The organism is Rhizobium sp. B21/90 (assembly GCF_019355815.1).
GTDB lineage: Bacteria > Pseudomonadota > Alphaproteobacteria > Rhizobiales > Rhizobiaceae > Rhizobium > Rhizobium rhododendri.
Genome location: NZ_CP072162.1, coordinates 2,155,603 through 2,178,283 on the forward strand (window position 1 = coordinate 2,155,603; position 22,681 = coordinate 2,178,283).

Genomic DNA, 22,681 nt, shown 5'->3' on the forward strand with positions numbered 1-22,681 from the left:
CCGGTTCGATCCGGGGCCATCTGTCTTTATTCTGCTGCTTCGGCGTAGTCCTCGACGGGCGGGCATGTGCAGATGAGGTTGCGGTCGCCGTAGACGTTGTCGACGCGGTTGACCGGTGACCAGTATTTGTCCACGCGGAAGGCGCCGGGCGGATAGCAGGCCTGATCGCGGGAATAGGGCCGATTCCATTCGCCGACGAGGTCTTCGACCGTGTGCGGCGCATTTTTCAACGGGTTGTTAGTCCTGTCCATCCGGCCGTCCTCGATGGCGCGGGCCTCGTCGCGAATGGCGAGCATGGCTGCACAGAAGCGGTCGAGTTCGGCCTTGGTTTCCGACTCGGTCGGCTCAATCATCAACGTGCCGGCCACCGGCCAGCTCATCGTTGGGGCATGGAAGCCGCAATCGATCAGCCGCTTGGCGACATCGTCGACGGTCACGCCGGCGCTGTCGACCAGCGGCCGCGTGTCGATGATGCATTCATGCGCCACACGACCGGCCTTCGATGTGTAGAGCACCGGATAGGCGTCCTTCAGTCGCGCCGCGATGTAGTTGGCGTTGAGGATCGCCACTTTCGTTGCCTGCGTCAGGCCTTCGCCGCCCATCATCAGGCAATAGCTCCAGGAGATCGGCAGGATCGAGGCAGAGCCGAAAGCTGCAGCAGAGACAGCGCCGGGGCGACCGTCCGTCTGCGGATGGCCCGGCAGGTAGGCTGCCAGATGCGCCTTGACGCCGATCGGACCCATGCCGGGACCGCCACCGCCATGCGGGATGCAGAAGGTCTTGTGCAGGTTCAGGTGACTGACGTCGGAACCGATATCGCCGGGTCGGGACAGACCGACCATAGCGTTCATGTTGGCGCCGTCGAGATAGACCTGGCCACCGTGCTTGTGGACGAGTTCGCAGATCTCCTTCACCGTCTCCTCGAACACGCCGTGGGTCGAGGGATAGGTGATCATGCAGCAGGAGAGATTTGCCGCATGCTGCTCTGCCTTGGCGCGGAAATCATCCATGTCGATATCGCCGTCGTCCCCGACCTTGACGATCACCACCTTCATGCCGGCCATCTGTGCCGAGGCCGGATTGGTGCCGTGGGCAGAGGTGGGGATCAGGCAGACGTCGCGGTGATCGTCGCCGTTGGCACGGTGGTAGTTACGGATGGTCAGGAGACCGGCATATTCCCCTTGCGCCCCGGAGTTCGGCTGCATCGAGAAGGCATCGTAGCCGGTGACGGCGCAGAGCTTTTCGGTGAGGTCGTCGAGCATGGCGCGATAGCCGAGCGCCTGGTCGTCGGGCACGAAGGGGTGGATATCGGCAAATTCCGGCCAGCTGATGGGCAGCATCTCGGCTGTGGCGTTCAGCTTCATCGTGCAGGAGCCGAGCGGGATCATCGAACGGTCGAGCGCTAGGTCCCGGTCCGACAGCCGCCGGATATAGCGGGTCATTTCGCTTTCTGCGCGGTTCATGTGGAAGATCGGATGCGTGAGGTAGGGGCTGGTACGCAAAAGGTCCTTCGGCAGGCGATATTCCGGGGCGAAGTCGGCGAGCTCGAACGTGCCGCCGAAGGCACGCCAAACTGCTTCCAGCGTTGCAGGGCGGGTCCGCTCGTCGAGGCTCATGCCGATTCGGGTTTCGCCGATCTTGCGAAGGTTGACCCCCTCCGCGACAGCGGCGCGCAGGATCAGCGCCTGCATGTGACCGACATCGACGGTGATGGTGTCGAAGAAGGTCTCTGGCTCGATGGTGTAGCCGAGCTTTTCGAGGCCCTTGGCCATCAGCACGGCCTTCTGGTGCACCTGCTGGGCGATGGCCTTGATGCCCTGGGGACCGTGGAAGACCGCGTACATCGAGGCCATGACGGCGAGCAGCACCTGGGCGGTGCAGATGTTGGAAGTCGCCTTTTCGCGGCGGATATGCTGTTCGCGCGTCTGCAGCGAGAGCCGATAGGCGCGGTTTCCGCGAGCGTCGAGCGAGACGCCGACCAGGCGACCGGGCATCGAGCGCTTTTGGACATCCTTGACGGCCATGTAGGCGGCGTGTGGGCCGCCGTAGCCGACGGGTACGCCGAACCGCTGCGACGAACCAATGGCTATATCTGCGCCCATTTCTCCGGGCGACTTCAGCAGCGTCAGCGCCAGGATGTCGGCGGCGACCACAGCGATCGCGCCCGTCTGGTGCAATCTGGAGATCAGGCCGGTGAAATCGTGGATGTGGCCATGGGTGCCGGGATACTGGAAGATGGCGCCGAAGACATCGACGGGGTCGAGATCGGTGAAGGGATTGCCTGTTATGACCTGCCAGCCCAGCGGCTCGGCGCGGGTCTCGATCAGTGCGATTGTCTGCGGGTGGCAGGCGGCATCGACGAAGAACGCCTTGGCCTTCGATTTCGACACGCGCTCGGCCATCGCCATGGCTTCGGCGGCAGCGGTGGCCTCATCCAGAAGCGAGGCGTTGGCGACGTCGAGGCCGGTGAGATCCGTAATCATGGTCTGGTAGTTCAGCAGCGCCTCTAGCCGGCCTTGGCTGATTTCCGGCTGATAAGGCGTGTAGGCCGTGTACCAGGCGGGGTTCTCCAAAATGGTCCGCTGGATCACAGGCGGAGTGATCGTGCCGTAGTAGCCCTGGCCTATCAGCGAGACGAGCAGCTTGTTCTTGTTGGCAGTCTCGCGCAGCTTGTCGAGCGCCTCGCGTTCGGTCATCGCTGGCCCCCAGGCGAGCGGCGACGTCTGGCGGATCGCTGGCGGCACGGTGGCGTCGATCAGCGCATCGAGGCTCTTGTAGCCGACGACCTTCAGCATCGCCGCCATTTCCTCGGGCGAAGGACCGATATGACGGCGGTTGGCGAAATCATACGGCTGGTAGTCCGTAAAGGTAAACTCAGTCGGCGTATTCATCAGGCGGTGAGCTCCTTGTAAGCGGCTTCGTCCAGCAGCGTGTCGACATCGGAGGCATTGGCGAGCTTCAGCTTGAAGAACCAGCCCTTGCCCATCGGGTCGGAGTTGACCAGCGACGGATCTGCGACGATCGCTTCGTTGACTTCGGTGATTTCACCGTCGAGCGGGGAGTAGACGTCGGAGGCGGCCTTGACGCTCTCGACCGTCGCAGCATTGCCGGCCTTCGTCAGAGTGGCGCCGATCTCCGGCAGTTCGACGAAAACGAGGTCACCAAGCTGGTCGACGGCGTAGGTGGTAATGCCGACCGTGGCGATGCCGCCTTCGATGCTCAGCCATTCGTGCTCTTCGGTGAACTTCAACATGGAAATATCCTCTCTGGGAAACCGGTATTAGCGTTTGTAAGTCGGGGTGATGAAGGGAAGGGCGGTTACGACGAGGGGCAGGAATTTCCCGCGCACCTCGGCGAAAATCGATGTTCCGGGCGTAGCGAGAGCTGTCGGCACATAGCCCATGGCCACGGGGCCATCGACGCTCGGGCCGAATCCGCCGGAAGTGACCTCGCCGATCTCCGTCGAGCCTTCGGCATCGCTGTAAAGTTTGGCATGGCCGCGAACCGGCGCCTTGCCCTCCGGCTTAAGTCCGACGCGACGGCGCGACGCGCCATTATCGAGTTCGGCCAGGATACGTTCTGCACCCGGAAAGCCGCCGGCACGAGCGCCGCCATTGCGACGGACTTTCTGGATCGCCCATTCCAGCCCTGCCTCGACGGGCGATGTGGTGGTGTCGATGTCGTTGCCATAGAGGCATAGGCCGGCCTCGAGCCGGAGGGAATCGCGGGCGCCGAGGCCGATCGGCTGCACGTCGGGGTGGTCGAGCAGCCATTTGGCCACCGTTTCGGCCTTGTCTGCCGGAATGGAAATCTCGAAACCGTCCTCGCCGCTGTAGCCGGAACGCGACACCAGGCAGGGTACGTCGTGCAGGCCGACATCGCGGACATCCATGAACTTCATTTCCGAGAGACCCGGCCAGAGCTCCGACAGCGCTGCCTGCGCACGGGGGCCCTGGAGCGCAGCGAGGGCGCGGTCCAGCAGCGTGATCTCGCACCGATCGCCGATATGTTTCTGCAGATGGGCGAGATCGGCGTCCTTGCAGCCGGCGTTGACGATGACGAACAGATGGTCGCCGCGATTGGCAATCATCAGGTCGTCGAGAATTGCGCCGCTGTCATCGGTAAAGAAGCCGTAGCGTTGACGTCCCGCCTTGAGGCCGAGGATGTCGACGGGCACCAAGGTCTCCAGCGCCAGGGCCGCATCCTCGTAAGTGCCTGAACGGGCGTGGATGATGATCTGGCCCATGTGCGACACATCGAAGAGACCCGCCGCTGAGCGCGTCTGCAGATGCTCCTTGAGGACGCCGGCCGGATATTGCACCGGCATGTCGTATCCGGCGAAAGGCACCATGCGGGCACCCAGTGCAATGTGCAGCTGGTGCAGGGCTGTCTTTTTCAGGGCAACTGTCTCGGTCAAACGACGCCTCCGGCGTTTGCACTTCTCTCGAAGCGCGGGCTCATGGATCCGGCGCAATGGCGCCTTGGTGATGAGCCCCCTCTGTCCGTTCGCCTGAGATTGTTATCCCTTCGGCGAGCACCGTCAACGCGGCGCCTCTCTCCAGAGTTTCGTCTGCCCCCGACTGGTCCTTGGGCCTGAGAGTTTCCGGGGCGGTTGCTCCTTCGGCACCGGCATCGCCGGATTCTCCCAATCGGGTTGGAAGCCATTATCGGGCGGGCGCTGGCGTTGGCAAGTGGAAATGTCGCGATCCGGCAGTTTTTTGTCGCGGCGTTCCGGCATTCGCGATGCCTGCGCGGCAGCGTTGCAAGTTCGGGCCAAACATCCCATCATCCGGCGATAGCATACGATGTGAAACGCGCATCGCCAGACTGGAGAACGCCATGCAGAAACACCACTCGCTCAGAGTTTTAGCACTCGCCTTGGTGCTGCTTGCGTCGGGAACCTCGATAGTGCTGGCGCAGAGCAGTGATATGAAAAATATGTCTGGCATGTCGATGTCCAGCCCGGAACCTGTCGGCACAGCGGCGGTCAAGGCAGGCGATCTCGACATCACCGGCGGCTATGTCAGGGCGATGTTGCCGGGGCAGCCGGTCGGCGGCGGATACGTGACGATCCACAATGGTGGCAGCAGCGAAGAGCGGTTGGTCTCCGTCTCGTCTCCGGCGGCAGCGAAAGTCGAGCTTCACGAAATGACGATGAAGGACAACATCATGCGGATGCGCGAACTGAAGGATGGCATCGTGATCGGCCCGGGCGCGACGGTCGTGCTGTCGCCGAACACGCTTCACATGATGTTCAAGCAAGTGAGGGCGCCCTTCAGACAAGGCGGTGTCGTGCCGGTTATGCTGACGTTTGAAAAAGCCGGAGCGGTTTCGATGTCGTTGCCGGTGGAGTCAGCGAGGGGCAACTAGGCGGAACGGCAAGTCAGTCGTTCTCGGCGTAAGAATCCAGCGCGTGCTGGAGCGTGGAGCGCGGCTGGCGGCTGCCTTCATTCATCAGGTCGAGGCCAATGGTCGTTGCCTGAATGATCGGCGAAATGCTTTCGACGTCGCTGTCATCAACACCATCCCGCAGTCGGCGCAGCGCTTCCTTGCGCGCAGTCCGCTCGGCGATGGCAGGCGGAACCAGCGTCGGCTGTTTGGTCATGTCAGCGGCCCAGGATGCCATGTAGGCGGAAACGTTGACGACTTCGACCATTACGAGATGTCCAGACGGAGAAGCATATGGAACCTTATCGCGACGATCTTCTTGCGCGCTGAAGAAAACCGGTGGTATTTTATGGATCGCCAAACGAATGAGGCTTTGCCGATTTCTACCTTGGCGGGATCGCAATCCTTCGGTAACAGCACCTCATGTTTCAAGTTCTTCTGGTCGCTTTCGGCGGCGCAATCGGCTCTGTCCTCAGATATTATGTCGGCATCTGGGGTTTCAGGATCGGCGGGCCTGCCTTCCCCTGGGGGACGCTGACCGTCAACGTCGTCGGCTCTTTCATCATCGGGGTGTTTGCGGAGCTCATCGCCCGCAAATATGGCGGATCGGACAATCTGCGCCTTTTGCTGATGACCGGGCTTGTCGGCGGTTTCACCACGTTCTCCGCATTTTCGCTCGACACTATCGCCTTGGCCGAGCGTGGCAATGTCGGTCTTGCATTGCTATATGTTTTCGTCAGCGTCGGCGTGTCGCTCTGCACGGTCTTTGCAGGCCTCATGGTGGCGCGGGCACTGACCTGATCTGGCAAAACCGGGCCGGAAAGCGTAACAAACGACCAATGGCGACGATTCCGGTTTCCACTTTGCCGAAAAATGCTCTAAAGCGACGGCAAAAGGCCGGCTTAGGCCGAGACCTCATCGTTTGAAAGAAGAAGCATGGCCGGGATTGAGCATAGACTAGTCGAGCCGGAAGAGTCGGGCATGCGCCTTGACCGCTGGTTCAAGGTGCATTTTCCGGGCCTCGGATTCGGGCAGCTGCAGAAACTGCTTCGCTCCGGCCAGGTGCGGGTCGATGGCGGACGCGTCAAGACCGACGCGCGTGTCCAGTACGGACAGACCGTCCGCATTCCGCCGATGGATATCGACGAGAAGATCATCAAGGGCGGCCCGATCAGCGGCGGCGACCTGAAGAACGACGACGACGGCGATCTGCTGGCCCGCATGCTCCTGCACGAGGACGAGAAAGTCTTTGTACTCAACAAGCCGGCCGGCCTCGCCGTGCAGGGCGGCTCCGGCCTTCACCGTCATCTAGACAAGATGCTCGAAGCCTGGACCAGCAAGAAGGGCGAAAAGCCGCGTCTGGTGCACCGCCTCGACCGCGACACGACCGGTGTGATCGTTGTCGCCCGCACCCGCGGTGCAGCGCAGAAGCTGACAGCGGCGTTTCGCGAGCGCGACACGAAAAAGACCTACTGGGCGCTGGTCAAGGGCGTACCGCGCAAGCACGAGGACAAGATCTCCAGCTGGCTGGTGAAGGAAGCGACACCGGACGGCGATCGGATGCGCATCGCCAAGCACGGCGAAGACGGCGCCGATCATGCGATCAGCTATTACCGTGTGCTGGAAACAGCTGCGCAGACTATGGCATGGCTTGAGATGGAGCCCTATACGGGCCGTACCCACCAGCTCCGAGTTCATGCGCTGGGCATGGGCCATCCGATCATCGGCGATCCGAAATATTTCGAGGAAGACCACAACTGGCCTTTCCCCGGCGGTATCCAGAAGCGGCTGCATCTGCATGCCCGCCACATCGATATACCGCACCCGAACGGCGGACGGCTGCGCGTGACGGCACCATTGCCGCCACACATGGTGCAGAGCTGGAACCTGCTCGGCTTCGATCTCTCGCCCTATGAAAACAACGAAGAATGAAGCTCGTTCTCTTTGACTGCGACGGTACGCTCGTCGACAGCGCGCGCCTGATCCATGAGGTGATGGCCCGCACCTTCGTCGACTTCAAGCACAAACGGCCGGACATCGCTTCGACCAAGTCGATCATCGGCTTGACGCTCGATATCGCCATTGCCCGCATGCTGGGCCGTCAGCATGTCGACGACGAGGCGGTGGCCATGATGGCTCATTACAAGACCATCTACACCGATGTGCGCGATGAGCCGGGCATGGATACGCCGTTGTTCGACGGTATACGGCCGCTGGTCGATACGCTGGTTGCGCGCGGCGACGCGTTGACGATCGGCGCAGTCACCGGCAAATCCCGTCGCGGGCTGACCGAGATCCTCCACATGCACGGCCTTGCGCCGCATTTCGTCGTTTCGCGCACAGCCGACGACTGCCCGTCGAAGCCGCACCCCGCTATGGTGACCGAGTGCTGCGAGGAAACCGGCATCTCTGCCCACGATACGGTTGTCATTGGCGACGCGATCTACGACATGCAGATGGCCAAGGCCGCCGGTGCAACGGCGATCGGCGTCGCCTGGGGCTATGCAGCAATAGAAGACCTGCTTGCAAGCGGTGCAGACGCCATCGCCCACCATCCGAACGACCTGCTGAGCCATATTGTCTGAGGCTATCCGATGCGCGAAGATCTGACAGATTTCACCCAGCAGCTGAGCGATCCCGACCCGGTTCGCCGGGCACAGATGGCCATGAAGAAGCCGCTGCCGAAGCGCTTCTACAAGGAGGTAGGCGTTCGCCAGGGCGAGGGTGGCTTTGCAGTCGAACTCGACGGTCGTCCCGTGAAGACACCGGCCCGCAACGCACTGAGCGTTGCAAACGCGGTGCTGGCAGATCGGATCGCCCGGGAATGGCGGGCCCAGGCTGATTTCATCGACCCGATGACGATGCCGGTCACGCGGCTGGTCAACACGGCGCTGGATGGGATCGCCAAAGATCCCAAGGCCGTTTCCGACGACATCGTCCGATACAGCGGCATCGATCTCATCTGCTACCGGGCGCATACGCCGGTCGAACTCGTCCGGCGCCAGGCAGAGCGCTGGGACCCCGTACTGGACTGGGCAGATGCGACATTCGGGGCCCGGTTTCTGCTGGCCGAAGGCGTGATACATCGGGAGCAGCCGAAAGAGGCCATCGACAAATTCGAATCAGCGCTCTCGAAATACGGAAACCCGCTGCAACTGGCAGGCCTTCATACCCTGACGACGCTGACGGGATCGGCGATCCTCACACTGGCGTTTGCTGAGGGATATCTTCCGGCAGAAGAAAGCTGGTCGCTGGCACATCTTGACGAGGACTGGACGAGCGAACAGTGGGGTAGCGATGCAGAAGCGGAGCACCGACGGTCGCTGCGGTTTGCAGAATTTCTGACCGCTGCCGAGGTTTTTCGTCACGCTTTGGCGGAATAGTGTTGATTTGCAATCCGTTATAGCGAAGGTTGAGGCCTAACGGGCGTAGCGTGATGATCGGCAGCAAAATTTCTTTCTCCACCAAGGTTCGGCTGTTGCCGGCGCTGGCAGCATGCGTGCTGCTGTCCGCGTGCTATCATATGCCGCCTCTGAACCCGCCGCCCGGGCCTGTCTACGATGTCCGCAGTGTCACTGTCGTCTCCGCGAATGGCGCGTCTCCGAGGCTGCTGTCTGAGGTCAGCACACGGGTGAACGCCGCGATTGCTGCCACCAAGCGTGCTGTGACGGAGGGTGCCGTGGCACTCACCATCCACATCACACAATCCGAGCGGGCACAGGGCTACGAGAAGAACCGCAACTCCGCAAAGGTCGATATCGACGCCAGTGCGATCGATACAGGCTCGGTGGTTGCCGTGAACTCCTTCGAGTCGACAACGTTTTCGGCCGATAGCGATGCAATAGACGACCTCATGGCCGAGGATATTGCCGCGCGCATTCGTGCGGCCTACGGGCTTACGGCGCCGCGACCGGATAACTGACGGGTCCGGAAGCGACCGAGGCGTGAGACGACAGACCCTGAAATGCGGTTGGACCTGAGGCTGGCATGAAAGACATTCTGGAGGAACTGGCAGAACGCCGCGAGGCGGCCAGGCTCGGCGGGGGACAGGTTCGCATCGATGCACAGCATGCGCGGGGGAAGCTGACAGCACGCGAGCGGATCGACGTGCTTCTCGACGACGGATCGTTCGAAGAATTCGGCATGTTCGTCCAGCATCGCTCCAGCGACTTCGGCATGCAGGACAACCGTATTGCCGGCGACGGCGTAGTGACAGGCTGGGGTACGGTCAGCGGCAGGACGGTGTTCGTCTTTGCCAAGGATTTCACCGTCTTCGGCGGCTCGCTTTCCGAAGCGCATGCGGAAAAGATCATCAAGCTGCAGGACATGGCGCTGAAGAACCGGGCGCCGATCATCGGTCTCTACGATGCCGGCGGTGCCCGTATCCAGGAGGGCGTCGCAGCACTTGGCGGCTACGCCGAGGTCTTCCAGCGTAACGTCCTTGCATCTGGCGTGATTCCGCAGATCTCGGTCATCATGGGCCCCTGTGCCGGTGGCGACGTCTACTCGCCGGCCATGACCGATTTCATTTTCATGGTGCGCGACACGTCCTACATGTTCGTCACCGGGCCTGACGTGGTCAAGACGGTGACCAACGAGACCGTGACGGCAGAGCAACTCGGCGGGGCGTCGATCCACACGACGAAATCGTCGATCGCCGACGGCGCCTACGACAACGATATCGACACCCTGCTGCAGGTGCGCCGGCTGATCGACCTGTTGCCGCTTTCCAACACCGCGCCGGTGCCATCGATTGTCAGTCACCAGTCGGTGACTGACATGGATATGTCTCTGGATACGCTCGTCCCTGCCAGCGCCAACAAGCCGTATGACATCAAGGAACTTATCCTCAAGGTGGCGGACGAGGGGGACTTCTTCGAGATCCAGGCAAGCTTTGCGAAGAACATCGTCTGTGGGTTCGGCCGGATCGAGGGATCGACGGTCGGTTTCGTCGCCAACCAGCCGATGGTTCTGGCCGGCGTGCTCGACAGCGACGCCTCTCGCAAGGCCGCCCGCTTCGTGCGCTTTTGCGATTGCTTCAACATTCCCGTCGTCACCTTCGTCGATGTGCCTGGATTTCTCCCCGGCACGGCGCAGGAATATGGCGGGCTGATCAAGCATGGTGCCAAGCTGCTGTTTGCCTATGCGGAGGCGACGGTGCCGAAGCTGACCGTTATCACCCGCAAGGCGTTCGGCGGTGCCTATGATGTGATGGCGTCCAAGCATCTGCGCGGCGATATCAATTATGCTTGGCCAACTGCGCAGATCGCGGTGATGGGGGCCAAGGGGGCGGTCGAGATCATTTTCCGTAAGGATATCGCCGACCCGGACAAGATCGCGGCGCATACCAAGATGTACGAGGATCGTTTCCTGTCACCCTTCGTCGCCGCCGAGCGAGGCTATATCGACGAGGTCATCATGCCGCACTCAACCCGCAGGCGTTTGGCCAGGGCGCTGAAGATGCTGCGGAACAAGGACCTGTCGAACCCCTGGAAGAAGCACGACAACATTCCCCTGTGACGACAAGTCGCGGATTTTACACGAAAAATTGATGTGGTGTCAGAAGCTGTGTCTTCGTGGAATCGAAGCCTCAGGTTAACGGTGGCGCGGGAGCTTTCAACCGGAGATTTTCATGGCATTTTTTGATCGATTAAACCAATACCAACCCTACGCGCTCACCGTCCTTCGCATCATGACGGCGCTGCAGTTCATCGAGCACGGCACGCAGAAGCTTTTTGCCTTTCCGAACGGCGAGCACGCCGGGCCGCTGACGGCGCTATCTCTGACCCAAGGTATTCTCGAAGCATTCGGTGGCCTGCTGTTCCTCTTCGGCCTCTTCACCCGCCCGGTTGCCTTCATTCTCTGCGGCAACATGGCCGTCGCCTATTTCATGGCGCACGCACCGAAGGATTTCTTTCCGGTCAACAACGGTGGCGATGCTGCCATTCTGTTCTGCTTCGTCTTCCTGTTTTTCGTGTTCGCAGGCCCGGGCCTGCTGGCCGTCGACAATCGCAAGAAGTAAAAGGCTCGAAGCGGGGAAGCGCTCGTCTTCCCCGCTTCGATACCAACCCAAGTTTTCGCGTCTAGACCGATTTTCCTAGACCAGCCGCTCGGCGTGCCATTTCAGGTGATCGTCCATGAAGGTCGAGATGAAATAGTAGGAATGGTCGTAGCGCTCGTGCATGCGCAGCGTGAGTGCGATGCCGGTATCTTCGGTCGCTGTCTCGAAAAGCCATGGGCGCAGGCCGGTGTCCAGATAGCCGTCGGCCTTACCCTGGTCGATCAGGATTTCCGGAAAGCGGGCGCCGTCCTCGACGAGCGCGCAGGCGTCGTATGCCCGCCACGTCGCCTGATCTTCACCGAGATACTTTTTGAAAGCACCGGTCGACCAGTCGGCGGTCATCGGCGCGACGATGGGCGCGAAAGCACTGCAGCTCCGAAAACGGTCGGGGTTCTTCAGGGCGATCGTCAGGGCGCCGTGGCCACCCATGGAATGTCCAAAGATGCCCTGGCGTGTCATGTCGACGCGGAAATGCTGGGCGACGAAGGCCGGCAGTTCCTCGGTGATGTAGGTATACATCTGGAAGTTTGCAGCCCATGGCATTTGGGTGGCATCCAGGTAAAAACCCGCACCCTTGCCCATCTGCCAGTTTGTGAGTTCGTCGGGCACATCGTTGCCACGCGGGCTTGTATCAGGGCAGACAATGATCAGGCCGAGCTCCGCCGCCATCCGCCGATATTCCCCCTTTTCCATGACGTTGGCATGGCTGCAGGTGAGGCCGGAGAGGAACCAGACGACCGGGCAGGGCCGTTCGATGGCCTGCGGGGGCACAAAGACGGCAAACGTCATCTCGCACTGGCAGGCTTCGGACTCGTGAGAGTATACGCCCTGCATTCCGCCGAAAGCGGTAACCTGGGAATGGACCTTCATGTGGGATCTCCAGTCGGGGGGACTTGGGCTTTCGCCCGCCGGCAGAGCCGGTCGAATGTTTCGAGGAAGCTGGACCGGTCGCGCGGCGAGAAGGCTGCGTTGTAGCCCTTGCTCTCGCCGGTCTCGCGCAGATGGGCGCCAAGATCGCGCATTGCCGTTGCCATGCCGATGTTGCCCGTGTCGAAGACGCGTCCCGTCGGACCCGTTACGAGGGCACCGGTCGCAACACAGCGCCCGGCCAGCGGCACGTCGGCAGTGACCACCACGTCGCCAACGCCGCAATGCTCCGCAATCCAGTCGTCAGCGGCATCGAAGCCGTTGGAAACGATGACATTTTTGATCATCGGATCTCGTGACGGGCGCAGGCCTGAGTTGGCGACGAAAGTCACTTCGAGATTGTGCCGTTCGGCAACCTTCAGGACTTCAGGCTTCACCGGGCATGCGTCGGCATCGACGTAAATCATAAGACGGTCCATTTTCAAGACGGGAGGGCAGCCGGAAGGCCGCCCTCGACCAGATCAGTACAAGACGACGCTGCGGATGCTTTCGCCCTTGTGCATCAACTCGAAACCCTTGTTGATGTCGTCGAGCGGCATCGTGTGGGTGATCATCGGATCGATCAGGATCTTGCCGTCCATGTACCAGTCGACGATCTTCGGCACATCCGTGCGGCCGCGCGCGCCACCGAAGGCCGTGCCCATCCAGGAGCGGCCGGTGACCAGCTGGAACGGGCGGGTGGAGATTTCCTGGCCGGCGCCGGCAACGCCGATGACGACGGACTTGCCCCAACCCCGATGAGACGATTCCAGCGCCTGGCGCATGACCTTGGTATTGCCTGTGCAATCGAACGTATAGTCGGCGCCGCCGATGGTGTCGCCGTTGCGCTTGGTCATATTGACGAGATAGGGAACGATGTCGTCGCCGACATCCTTCGGATTGACGAAATGCGTCATCCCGAATTTCTCGCCCCATGCCTTGCGGTCGTTATTGAGGTCGACGCCGATGATCATGTCGGCGCCGGCGAGCCTCAGACCCTGCAGCACGTTGAGCCCGATGCCGCCGAGGCCGAAGACGATGGCCGTCGAGCCGATCTCGACCTTTGCCGTGTTGATGACGGCGCCGATACCAGTCGTCACGCCGCAGCCGATGTAGCAGATCTTGTCGAACGGCGCGTCGGGATTGACCTTGGCGAGCGCGATCTCGGGAAGGACCGTGTAGTTGGCGAAGGTCGAGCAACCCATATAGTGGTGGATCTTGTCCTTGCCGATGGAAAAGCGCGACGTGCCGTCGGGCATGACGCCCTGGCCCTGGGTGGCACGGATCGAGGTGCACAGGTTGGTCTTGCGCGAAAGGCAGGAATAGCATTCGCGGCATTCCGGCGTGTAGAGCGGGATGACGTGATCGCCCTTCTTGACGGAGGTCACGCCGGGGCCCACGTCAACAACGATGCCGGCGCCTTCATGGCCGAGAATCGCCGGGAAAAGGCCTTCGGGATCGGCGCCGGAGAGCGTGAAATCATCGGTGTGGCAGATGCCGGTCGCCTTGACCTCGATCAGCACTTCGCCGGCGCGAGGGCCTTCGAGCTGGACGGTCATGATTTCGAGCGGTTTTCCTGCCTGAACGGCAACGGCGGCGCGTACGTCCATCGTCTGTCTCCTGGTGATTTGCACTGGATTGTCGAGTGCGGCGACATTGCACGGCGCGCGGCTGCGGCTCAAGCGAAAAATCAGATACTTAGCCGGGTTCACAGTCGAAGCCACTACGCCAGCCGGAGTTTCGACCGAAGAGGTCGCGATCAGAACAGGATGTCTGCGGCAAAACGGATGGCATAGGCATGCATCGCCACGGCGGCATAGAGTCCGAACGAGACGAGCAGTCTCTCGCCACCGGACATTTTCTCCAGTTCGTGCTTTGGCTTGACCGAGCCGAAGCCGATCAGGCTGAGCAGCGTGAACACCGCAAGGGCGGCAAGCAGCGTAGATGCGGTCAGGCCTATGGACCAGCCAACGGCAAGAATCGCCAGCGTTATTGCGAAACTGGCAAAGACGAGGCTGAATTTCCCGGTGAAGATCTGGCGCAGAACCTGACCCCCGTCGAAGCGATACATCGGCAAAAGATTGAGGAGATTGAAGGCGCCGAGAATGAGCAGGAAGACTAGCAGAGGTCCGTGCCAATCGGCCGGCAGCCAGCCGGCCTCGTTGGCGCGGATGCCTGCAATCAGGATCGGCACCAGGAAGGCGGACATGCCTGATCCCATGAGCGCGCAGGTCGCGACTTCGAACAGGCTGTTGTATGGCCGTCCGCCAATCGCGATGCCGCCAAGGAGGGGCACGAAGATCATCCGCACCTTGCGATGGCCGAATGTCCGGTAGGCGGCCATATGACCGAGTTCGTGCAGGACGATGACTACCGTCAGAAAGGTGGATATCATCAGCCCGGCGGCATCCAGGCCGAAAAATGGCCAGAGGATCAGGGTCGACAGGACCGCCAGGAAGGTCTGGACGAGCGGATGTTCAAAAATGCCGTTGGGCGTCGACTGGCCTGTTTTCAGCCAGCCCTCGAGAGCGCGCAACTCGCGGCGGAGCGTGAAATAGCGAAAGATCAGAAAAGCAAAACCGCGATAGGTATCGGTCTGCTCGACGATCAACGTCGTGCCGGATGCGTCGGTCACGACCTGACGCCGTTCGTGGAAATGGCGCCAGAAGCGATTGTCGAGCGTGCTGTCGTCAACGACCGTTGTCGTGTAGCCAAGCATGCCGGGTGTCGGCTCGGTCATCTTGACGTCGAAAAGCCGGCGGATCGGTTGTCCCTGGCGGTCGAGATGGCGATAGGTCTGCTCGACAATGCCCGGTCTATCCAGGATGGCGCGGCTGGAGATGACCCCATGGTGCCAGTCGGCGCTGGCTCCAGACGGATTGACCGCCTGCCATAGAGCATCGGCGGGCTGGCGGAAGGAGCGACGCATGCGGATCGTGCGCGTCCCGACGGGAGCAGCCATCAGCAGCCACAGTACGCCGAGATTGATCGCCAGCAACAGGATGGCGGAATAGAGCGACGACACGGTTTTTCCTCAGGGCGCAATTGCTCCTGAAGGCGTTTATCTCGCCGGATTCTTTAAGAAAGCGCGAGGATCATAGCGACCAATTTAACCATCCGGCCGGCTCACGCGAATGTCATGATGACAGCGTCTACCGACAGGCTCTCCCCCGGCTTGACCGCGATCGCGCCGACGGTCAGGTCACGCTCCGCCCGCAACACGTTTTCCATCTTCATCGCCTCGACGACCGCCAGCGTTTCGCCAGCCTTGACCAGTTGCCCTTCCGTCACCGCGATGGAAACCAGCAGGCCCGGCATCGGGCATAGAAGCAGGTTAGAAGTATCGGGCGGCGTCTTGATGGGCATCAGGCGGTCGAGTTCATGCTGCCGGGGTGTCAGGAACCGGGTGACGACCGACAGGCCCTGCCAATCTAGGCGCAGGCCGTTGGACTGCTCCCGGGTCTGGACAGTCACGCTGTGCCCGTTCACCGTTCCTGACCACACCGCGTCGCCGGGTCTCCAGCCGGTGACAACCGCGATCTCATTGCCCGCTATCTCGATGAGATACGTAAACGGCGTTGCGTTATCGCGCTTCGCCATCCGCACGCGGAAGTAATCCGTCCCGAGCTTGATGACACGGTCTATCATCTCGTCTCCAGGCGGCGGACGCAGGCGGTCGGCATAGTGCTGGCGGCGGTCAGCATCGATCGTGCCGCAGACCATGGCAATCGCCACCAGCGTTTCGGTCTGTTCTGCGTCCGGCGCCATCGGCGCGAAGCCATCGGGAAACTCTTCGGCGATGAAACCGGTGGAGATCCGCCCCTCCCGCCAGCGCGGATGCTTCATCAACGCGGACAGGAACGGAATGTTGTGGGCGATCCCGTCGACGACGAAGCCGTCCAGCGCCTCGCCCATGGCCTCGATGGCTTGCAGGCGATCTGGCGCCCATGTGCAGAGCTTGGCGATCATCGGGTCGTAGAACATCGATACCTCGGCACCTTCGAAGACGCCGGTATCGTTGCGGAGAGCCGTATCTGTCGTCCGGCGCTCGGCCGGTGGGCGGTAACGGGTCAATCGGCCGATTGATGGAAGGAAGTTGCGATAGGGGTCTTCGGCATAGACGCGGCTTTCGATGGCCCAGCCCTTCAGCGCCACGTCTTCCTGCGCCAGGGAAAGTCGTTCGCCCGCTGCGATCCGGATCATCTGCTCGACGAGATCGATGCCCGTGACAAGCTCGGTAACGGGGTGCTCGACCTGAAGGCGCGTGTTCATCTCGAGAAAGTAGAAATTGCGCTGGCTGTCGACGATGAACTCGACGGTGCCGGCGCTCTGGTAGTCGACGGCTTTTGCAAGCGCCACCGATTGCTCGCCCATGGCCTTCCGTGTGGCGGCATCGAGAAACGGCGAGGGTGCTTCCTCGACGACCTTCTGGTTCCGACGCTGGATCGAACATTCTCGTTCGCCGAGATAGAGCACGGTGCCGAAAGCATCGCCGAGCACCTGGATCTCGATATGGCGGGGATCGACGATGTATTTCTCGATGAACAGCCGGTCGTCGCCGAACGAGCTTCTGGCTTCCGAACTGGCACGGTCGAACCCGTCGCGGACATCGGCACTGCTCCAGGCGATACGCATGCCCTTGCCACCGCCCCCGGCGGAGGCCTTGATCATCACGGGGTAACCGATCTCTGCGGCAATAGTCTCCGCATGGTCGGCGTCGGCGATCACTCCCAGATAGCCAGGAACCGTGGAGACACCGGCGGCGCGGGCGAACTTCTTCGATTCGATCTTGTCTCCCATTGCCTTGATGGCCTTGGGCTTCGGCCCGATGAAAACGATCCCCTCGGCTTCCAGCGCCTCGCAGAAGGATGCCCGTTCCGAGAGAAAGCCGTAGCCGGGATGGACAGCCTCGGCGCCGGTCTGGCGGCAGGCAGCGATGATTTTCTCTGCGTCGAGGTAGCTCTCTGCGGCAGGCGGTGGACCGATGTGTACGGACTCGTCGGCCATTTCGACATGCAGCGCGTCCCGGTCGGCATCCGAATAGACGGCAACCGTGGCAATGCCCATCCGCCGCGCCGTCTTGATGATCCGGCAGGCGATCTCGCCGCGATTGGCGATCAGGATTTTCGTGAACATCGATGCTCCGCAGCGGCTTGAGTATCGACTGTTCTAATCGCAAATCCACAGGCGGTTCAATGCTGTAAAACATCCGGCGGGTAAAATGCCCAACCGGAGTTTACCAGGCTTAGGCGGCGGCCTCGGTGTTGCCCTCTGCCAGCATATCGTCCGACACGCGGAGCCAGCGGATGCGCGGCGTATTTTCACTGCGCTTCGCCCGGACTGCCTGTCGCAACCTGGCCCAGTCGGGATGGTTTGCATGGGGATCCGCTGCCAGCGCAACACGGTCGAGAGCCTCGATCTCGACAGCCGAAAGGACGATGCCAGAGGCGTCTGTCGAGTGTCTGTACACGTGCCTGACAAACTCGACGTCGTGGCGGGTAATACCCCTGCTGTCGATGCTGCGAACCTCGCAATAGGCGCCGGTGCCGGCAGCCAGGGCGTATCTCAGCTGGTCGATGGCGAAGGCGCCGAGCGCAGGCGGCACGTTTGCCGAGATATCGATGACCTGCATCAGCACCTCGAATTCGCTCGGTGCGTGGACAACGCCATCGCTGGACAGCGCCTGTATAAGCCAGGCCGCGTTCGCATCATCCAGCGAACCTTGGGGATAGCTGTGATTGACGACGAAATCGGCCAGCCCTCCTATAAAGAAGCCATGCCATTCGTCGCATTTCTCAGGGATGGAATTGTGGATCGACATCAGGAGAGCCGCGTCTTCAGACGCCCGGATGCCATCCGGAAAGCTAATCCTGCGCAATGTCAGTACATCTTCGGCCGAAAGCCGACTCTTTCCGGCAAGAAGCCAAGCCGGAAAAGAGAGACGGAACTCGCTCATCTTTTATCTCCCGTTTCATCATGAAACTGGGAAATTCTTTACCGCCCTCCGGTTGAGAAAGCCTCAAGGATCGCGGTTAACGTCCTAGTCGGCGAATACGGCTGTTTTTAACAATCGAGAGTTCACCCGTTCGCGCCAGATGATGAACAATCCGGAGCCGACGATGATGGCAATACCGATCCATTTGGAGAGGTTCGGAAAGTCGCCGAAAAGCGCGTAGCCGAGCACCGTCGCTGAAATGATTTCGAAATACTGAAACGGCGCCAGCAGCGAGAGGGGCGCCAGACGAAATGCTCTGACAACCAGAATATGAGCGTAGCCGGAAATCGAGCCGAGGATGAGAAGCAGCAGGAGGCCGAGGGTGGAGCCGGGCAACGACAGGGAGAAATCCACAGCTCCAGCGGCATTGCCGACGAACAGGGCACCGGCCATGAAGACGGTACCGCCGATACCGGCCATGGTCTGCATTGCCAAAGGCGAATCGGCTTCGCCTATGGCGCGGTTCATGAAAAGGTAGATGGCGTAGAGAAACGCGCAGGCCACTGGCAACAGCGCTTTCAGGCCGAAGATCTCGAAGCTTGGCTGGATGACGATCATCGCGCCACCGAAACCGACCACGATCGCCAGCCACCGCCGCCAGCCGACCCTGTCGCCGAGGAAGAGTGCCGACAGGCAGACCAGGATGAAGGGCTCGACGAAATAGATGGCGAAAACATCGGCAAGCGGCATGTATTTGACAGCCACGAAGAACAGCAGGCTTGCCGCTCCATGCAGGACGCCGCGCAAAAGGTTCATCCATGGGCGCCTGGTGGAAAAGGCAGACCCTCCGGCCAGAAGCAGCGGCAGGGTACAGAGGAGCTGGAAGAAGAAGCGGTAAAAAGTCACTTGTCCCGGCGACATCCCCTCGAACGTCGCCATATATTTGGCAATCGCATCCATGACCGGAAGCACAACCATCGCGCCTGCCATGATCAGCATTCCGCGCAACGGATTTTGAAAGGAAGAATCAGCTGGGGACATTGGGTGCTCTGCGGTTTTCGTCGTGACATCAATCACAGGCGAAATGCGCAGGCAAGAGCAACTATGAGAAGCAGGGATAACAATAACATCTTCCGGCTGCCCCGGCGTCTCGCCGAAGCGAAAGTCGTTTTCGACTTTAAAGAGAGCTCTTCGTTCCGCTGCATAAAGCCTGCGAGAAGAGATGGTGCGGTCGAGAAGACTCGAACTTCCACGGGTTGCCCCACAGCGACCTCAACGCTGCGCGTCTACCAATTCCGCCACGACCGCATCGTGGTAGGTGCCGAATTGCTCCGGCGCGCTGCATGTAGCAAAAGGCTTAGAGGGGCACAAGAGCGTTATCACCGATTTTTTCACATGCTGTGACAAGCGTTTGAATTTACCCTCTAAACCATCCATATAACGCCATAATAACGGCTGCAGCTATTGCCAGCGGTCTCACATAAATTGTTGCAGGGAAGTCAGACGGCGATGTTGCGCAAGGATCTTGAGATTTCGATGATTCCGGCCCCTGGTTCGCCTCCGGTGCGCTGGCGTGTCGCTCACGGCCTGGTGGACTACACCGATGCCGTGGCGACCATGGAACGGGAAGTGGCTGACATTGCCGAGGGGCGCAGCGACGAGCTCGTGTGGCTGGTCGAACATCCGCCACTCTATACCGGCGGCACGAGCGCCCATTCGGCCGACCTGATCCAGCCGGACCGGTTTCCCGTTTTTGCGACCGGGCGAGGCGGCGAATACACCTATCACGGTCCAGGCCAGCGCGTCGTCTACGTCATGCTGGACCTGAAGCGCCGGCGCCAGGACGTCCGTGCATTCGTGGCAGCGCTGGAAGAGGTCATCATCGGCACGCTGGAGACGATGAACGTGCGTGGCGAGCGGCGCGAGGACAGGGTCGGTGTCTGGGTGCGGCGTCCGGAACGGCCGCCTTTGCCAGATGGATCGATGGCGGAGGATAAGGTCGCAGCGCTCGGTATCCGTCTGCGCAAATGGGTGACGTTCCATGGCCTGTCGCTGAACGTCGAGCCAGATCTGGAGCATTTCACGGGTATAGTGCCCTGCGGCATCGCGAGCTACGGCGTCACCAGCCTCGTCGATCTCGGACTGCCCGTCACCATGGCAGACGTCGACGTCAACCTGCGACAGTCATTCGAGGCAGTGTTTGGTCCGACGGTTGAAGACAAGTCCTGATATGCTTCGAATATCTTAATATTATTGTGTTGCTGGGCGCTGCATCAAGCTTAACCAAACATTAATATCGGGCTTGCCAGTCCGCGATAGTAGACTATGCTCCAACCAAGTATTGGGGGGAGCCATGCATGCTGAACAACAATTTGCTGATGCCCATGGGCCTTGCGTTCATCGTTCTCTGCGGAGTGGTGTTTCAGCTGGTGCACGCCATAATCCCGACCGCCTCTCTTCTAGTCCCTTGAAATGAGGCCTAGCTTTTTCGTCATCCTGCGTTCACCTTCGCTGAAATAGTCTCTTCTTCAGCGGCTCCCTGCGCAACGCAAGATGGGGAATCGCGGGATCGATACTGACCCAACCATCAAAGTGAGGACTTGGAATGACCAGCCGTACACTCTTACTCACATCTTTCGCCTCTTTCGCCCTGCTTGGCTCGCTGACCTTGATCACGCCCGCGTCGGCCCTGACGATGAAAGAGTGCAGCGTCAAGTACAAGGCGGCGCAGGCCGCAGGGACGTTGAACGGCATGAAGTGGAACGACTACCGTACCGCCCAGTGCGGCGCCGATGCCGCTGCAGCGCCTGCCGCCGCAGCGCCGGCCGCAACCACTGCTGCTGCGCCGACCAAGGCCAACACAATGGCCGCCAAGCCGACGGCAACAAAGGCAGCAGACGAGCCGGACGCCACTGCGCCTCCAGCCAAGGAGCCAGCCAAGCCGACCATGGCAGCGCCTGCCGGCCTGAGCTTGCCCACCGCCGTTTCTCCGAAATATGCGACCGAAACTGCAGGCAAGGCCCGCTTCCACACCTGCGTCGATGCCTACCACGATGCCAAAGCCAAGAATGCCCTTGCCGGCGTCAAGTGGATCCAGAAGGGCGGCGGTTACTACAGCCTCTGCAATTCAAAGCTCAAAGGCTGATTTCATACTTTGACGCAAACGAAAACGGGCGCCGTCGGGGCGCCCGTTCTTGCGTTTACGGTATTGTTCTCAGTCGTCGTCGGGGATGTTGGCGTCCACGCCGATGATCTGGATGAGGTTGCGCACGGCGGTCACTCCGGAGATCGAGCGGGCGATGCGTCCGAGCTGGCGCGCTGTGGCAGCATCGTCGACTTCACCCTCGAGGATGATGACTGTGCCTTCCGAGCGCACGTCGATCATTTCCGGGCTGGCACCCTCGACGTCGCTGAGCGCATCCATCACCCGCTCCTCGATATCGTCCGATTCGACGAGATCGCGTGTCGTCGAGGTCAGGGGGTTGGACTGGCGCTCCTGCTGGCCGTCGGCGTCGGTGCGCGCAACGGTGAAGCTCTTGTTACTGCCTTCATCGAAATTAGCATCCGTCTCGCCATAAGGGCGATTCTCGGACGGCTCCGAGGAGGCGCCGGCGTCGTCGTCATAGGGCCAGCCTTCCTTCAGGTCGCGCTCTTCGTAGTCGCGGTAGTCTTCTTCGCGTGTCGTGTCTTTCTTAATACCACCCATGATCGAGCTCCCTTGCGTCGTTTCAGACCCACAACGGCTTGAAGCGCGCTTGGTTCAATCGCGTCGGGCGCTTTCACCTTTTTCCCATTTTTTGACAAGCCGATCCCTTTTCAGCTTCGACAGACGCTGTAGCCAGAAGATGCCGTCGAGCTGATCGATCTCATGCTGAATACAGGCGGCAAGAAAGCCGTCGGCGGCGTGCTCGTGGTGCGCACCTTCGATGTCGCGATAGGTGTAGCGGATGCCGGAGGGCCGAACGACTTCCTCTGTTGCACCCGGCATGCAGACACTGCCTTCCAGATGGCGCGCCGTTTCGGTGGATGACCAGACGATCTCGGGGTTGATGAGGGTCAGGATGGTGTCTCCAGGCTGCAGTTCGATCACCATGACGCGCTTCAGGATGCCGACATGGGCGCCCGTTATTCCGACCCCGGGTGCTGCCCGCATTGTCTGCAGCAGATCCGACGACAGCCGGCTGAGTTCGTCATCGAAGGCAACCACCGGGGCACAGGCGACCTTCAGACGGGCATCTGGATAGCGAAGAATGGCGAGAGGGGTCATGGGTCACTTTTTTTAAAACTGTGGCGTAGCGGTTAGACTGTTGAACGAATGGCTGTGTCAAGCTTCCCATCCCACAGGAATTCGTGGCTATCCGCTTGTTGACATTGGATTTTATCCAGCCATT

At 60.8% G+C, this 22,681-nt stretch carries 23 protein-coding genes, 1 tRNA gene, 2 pseudogenes and 1 riboswitch; of the genes and pseudogenes, 10 read left to right on the top strand and 16 right to left on the bottom strand.

Features of this window, described 5'->3' with window-relative positions; translation table 11 throughout:
* Window positions 1-26: 26 nt before the first annotated feature.
* The 3 genes from gcvP to gcvT are packed head-to-tail and all read right to left on the bottom strand — an operon-like array spanning window position 27 to window position 4,417.
* A complete protein-coding gene (gcvP, locus tag J5278_RS10215; RefSeq protein WP_209183811.1) occupies window positions 27-2,891 on the bottom strand; it encodes an aminomethyl-transferring glycine dehydrogenase in 2,865 nt (954 codons plus the stop codon).
* Window positions 2,891-3,253, bottom strand: a complete 363-nt coding sequence (gcvH, locus tag J5278_RS10220; protein WP_142822779.1) for a glycine cleavage system protein GcvH — start codon at window positions 3,251-3,253, stop codon at window positions 2,891-2,893. Before gcvH ends, gcvP begins: the two co-directional genes overlap by 1 nt.
* A gap of 27 nt (window positions 3,254-3,280) precedes the next feature.
* A complete protein-coding gene (gene gcvT, locus J5278_RS10225) occupies window positions 3,281-4,417 on the bottom strand; it encodes a glycine cleavage system aminomethyltransferase GcvT (protein ID WP_209183810.1) in 1,137 nt (378 codons plus the stop codon).
* 154 nt (window positions 4,418-4,571) lie between these two features.
* A riboswitch (glycine riboswitch) is annotated at window positions 4,572-4,658 on the bottom strand.
* Window positions 4,659-4,839: 181 nt separating this feature from the next.
* Between gcvT and J5278_RS10230 the strand changes: the two genes are divergently transcribed.
* Complete coding sequence (locus J5278_RS10230; protein ID WP_209183809.1) at window positions 4,840-5,370, top strand: copper chaperone PCu(A)C; 531 nt, start codon at window positions 4,840-4,842, stop codon at window positions 5,368-5,370.
* Between the two features lie 13 nt (window positions 5,371-5,383).
* Here J5278_RS10230 and J5278_RS10235 read toward each other — a convergent pair whose 3' ends face one another.
* Window positions 5,384-5,656, bottom strand: coding sequence for a hypothetical protein (locus J5278_RS10235; protein WP_111221918.1), 273 nt, complete (start codon window positions 5,654-5,656; stop codon window positions 5,384-5,386).
* 155 nt (window positions 5,657-5,811) lie between these two features.
* On the opposite strand from J5278_RS10235, the gene crcB reads away from it, so the two are divergent.
* The 7 genes from crcB to J5278_RS10270 all read left to right on the top strand — a co-directional run bounded on the left by crcB (window position 5,812) and on the right by J5278_RS10270 (window position 11,410).
* Entirely contained in the window at window positions 5,812-6,189 is a 378-nt protein-coding gene (crcB, locus tag J5278_RS10240) for a fluoride efflux transporter CrcB (protein ID WP_209183808.1), read from the top strand.
* 135 nt (window positions 6,190-6,324) lie between these two features.
* A complete protein-coding gene (locus tag J5278_RS10245) occupies window positions 6,325-7,320 on the top strand; it encodes an RluA family pseudouridine synthase (RefSeq protein ID WP_111221920.1) in 996 nt (331 codons plus the stop codon).
* Window positions 7,317-7,973, top strand: a complete 657-nt coding sequence (locus J5278_RS10250) for an HAD-IA family hydrolase (protein ID WP_142822773.1) — start codon at window positions 7,317-7,319, stop codon at window positions 7,971-7,973. Before J5278_RS10245 ends, J5278_RS10250 begins: the two co-directional genes overlap by 4 nt.
* Window positions 7,974-7,982: 9 nt before the next feature.
* Window positions 7,983-8,771: an ATP12 family chaperone protein gene (locus J5278_RS10255; RefSeq protein WP_209183807.1), complete on the top strand. Its 789-nt coding sequence runs from the start codon at window positions 7,983-7,985 to the stop codon at window positions 8,769-8,771.
* 53 nt (window positions 8,772-8,824) lie between these two features.
* Window positions 8,825-9,310 carry a hypothetical protein gene (locus J5278_RS10260; protein ID WP_209183806.1) on the top strand — a complete coding sequence of 162 codons (486 nt, stop codon included), beginning with the start codon at window positions 8,825-8,827 and terminating at the stop codon, window positions 9,308-9,310.
* A 65-nt stretch (window positions 9,311-9,375) separates the two neighbouring features.
* A complete protein-coding gene (locus J5278_RS10265; protein ID WP_209183805.1) occupies window positions 9,376-10,908 on the top strand; it encodes an acyl-CoA carboxylase subunit beta in 1,533 nt (510 codons plus the stop codon).
* Window positions 10,909-11,020: 112 nt separating this feature from the next.
* On the top strand, window positions 11,021-11,410 hold the full coding sequence (locus tag J5278_RS10270) for a DoxX family protein (RefSeq protein ID WP_111221925.1): 390 nt from the start codon (window positions 11,021-11,023) through the stop codon (window positions 11,408-11,410).
* A 75-nt stretch (window positions 11,411-11,485) separates the two neighbouring features.
* Here the strand turns inward: J5278_RS10270 and fghA are convergent, their stop codons facing one another.
* The 10 genes and pseudogenes from fghA to J5278_RS10310 all read right to left on the bottom strand — a co-directional run bounded on the left by fghA (window position 11,486) and on the right by J5278_RS10310 (window position 19,598).
* Complete coding sequence (fghA, locus tag J5278_RS10275) at window positions 11,486-12,319, bottom strand: S-formylglutathione hydrolase (RefSeq protein WP_209183804.1); 834 nt, start codon at window positions 12,317-12,319, stop codon at window positions 11,486-11,488.
* Window positions 12,316-12,783, bottom strand: coding sequence for a YaiI/YqxD family protein (locus J5278_RS10280; RefSeq protein ID WP_111221927.1), 468 nt, complete (start codon window positions 12,781-12,783; stop codon window positions 12,316-12,318). Before J5278_RS10280 ends, fghA begins: the two co-directional genes overlap by 4 nt.
* 54 nt (window positions 12,784-12,837) lie before the next feature.
* Window positions 12,838-13,965: an S-(hydroxymethyl)glutathione dehydrogenase/class III alcohol dehydrogenase gene (locus J5278_RS10285; RefSeq protein ID WP_209183803.1), complete on the bottom strand. Its 1,128-nt coding sequence runs from the start codon at window positions 13,963-13,965 to the stop codon at window positions 12,838-12,840.
* A gap of 149 nt (window positions 13,966-14,114) precedes the next feature.
* The gene (locus J5278_RS10290) at window positions 14,115-15,380 is read right to left on the bottom strand and encodes a hypothetical protein (RefSeq protein ID WP_209187468.1); all 1,266 of its coding nucleotides are present in this window, start codon (window positions 15,378-15,380) and stop codon (window positions 14,115-14,117) included.
* Window positions 15,381-15,481: 101 nt separating this feature from the next.
* Window positions 15,482-15,721, bottom strand: a complete 240-nt coding sequence (locus tag J5278_RS31605; protein WP_374108281.1) for an acetyl-CoA carboxylase biotin carboxyl carrier protein subunit — start codon at window positions 15,719-15,721, stop codon at window positions 15,482-15,484.
* Window positions 15,722-15,769: 48 nt separating this feature from the next.
* Window positions 15,770-16,033: pseudogene (locus J5278_RS31610) on the bottom strand (acetyl/propionyl-CoA carboxylase subunit alpha); the annotation flags it as partial.
* A pseudogene (locus J5278_RS10295) lies at window positions 16,018-17,491 on the bottom strand (acetyl/propionyl/methylcrotonyl-CoA carboxylase subunit alpha); the annotation flags it as partial. The pseudogenes J5278_RS10295 and J5278_RS31610, both read right to left, overlap by 16 nt.
* A 109-nt stretch (window positions 17,492-17,600) precedes the next feature.
* Window positions 17,601-18,311: a hypothetical protein gene (locus tag J5278_RS10300; RefSeq protein WP_209183800.1), complete on the bottom strand. Its 711-nt coding sequence runs from the start codon at window positions 18,309-18,311 to the stop codon at window positions 17,601-17,603.
* Between the two features lie 84 nt (window positions 18,312-18,395).
* On the bottom strand, window positions 18,396-19,331 hold the full coding sequence (locus J5278_RS10305) for a DMT family transporter (protein ID WP_209183799.1): 936 nt from the start codon (window positions 19,329-19,331) through the stop codon (window positions 18,396-18,398).
* A gap of 182 nt (window positions 19,332-19,513) precedes the next feature.
* A tRNA-Leu gene (locus J5278_RS10310) sits at window positions 19,514-19,598 on the bottom strand.
* A gap of 201 nt (window positions 19,599-19,799) precedes the next feature.
* On the opposite strand from J5278_RS10310, the gene lipB reads away from it, so the two are divergent.
* Window positions 19,800-20,519: a lipoyl(octanoyl) transferase LipB gene (gene lipB, locus J5278_RS10315; RefSeq protein ID WP_209183798.1), complete on the top strand. Its 720-nt coding sequence runs from the start codon at window positions 19,800-19,802 to the stop codon at window positions 20,517-20,519.
* 376 nt (window positions 20,520-20,895) lie between these two features.
* Window positions 20,896-21,435, top strand: a complete 540-nt coding sequence (locus J5278_RS10320; protein WP_209183797.1) for a hypothetical protein — start codon at window positions 20,896-20,898, stop codon at window positions 21,433-21,435.
* Window positions 21,436-21,504: 69 nt separating this feature from the next.
* Here J5278_RS10320 and J5278_RS10325 read toward each other — a convergent pair whose 3' ends face one another.
* Window positions 21,505-21,996 carry a BON domain-containing protein gene (locus J5278_RS10325; protein ID WP_209183796.1) on the bottom strand — a complete coding sequence of 164 codons (492 nt, stop codon included), beginning with the start codon at window positions 21,994-21,996 and terminating at the stop codon, window positions 21,505-21,507.
* A 54-nt stretch (window positions 21,997-22,050) separates the two neighbouring features.
* The gene (locus tag J5278_RS10330) at window positions 22,051-22,557 is read right to left on the bottom strand and encodes a peptide deformylase (RefSeq protein ID WP_209183795.1); all 507 of its coding nucleotides are present in this window, start codon (window positions 22,555-22,557) and stop codon (window positions 22,051-22,053) included.
* Between the last annotated feature and the right edge of the window lie 124 nt (window positions 22,558-22,681).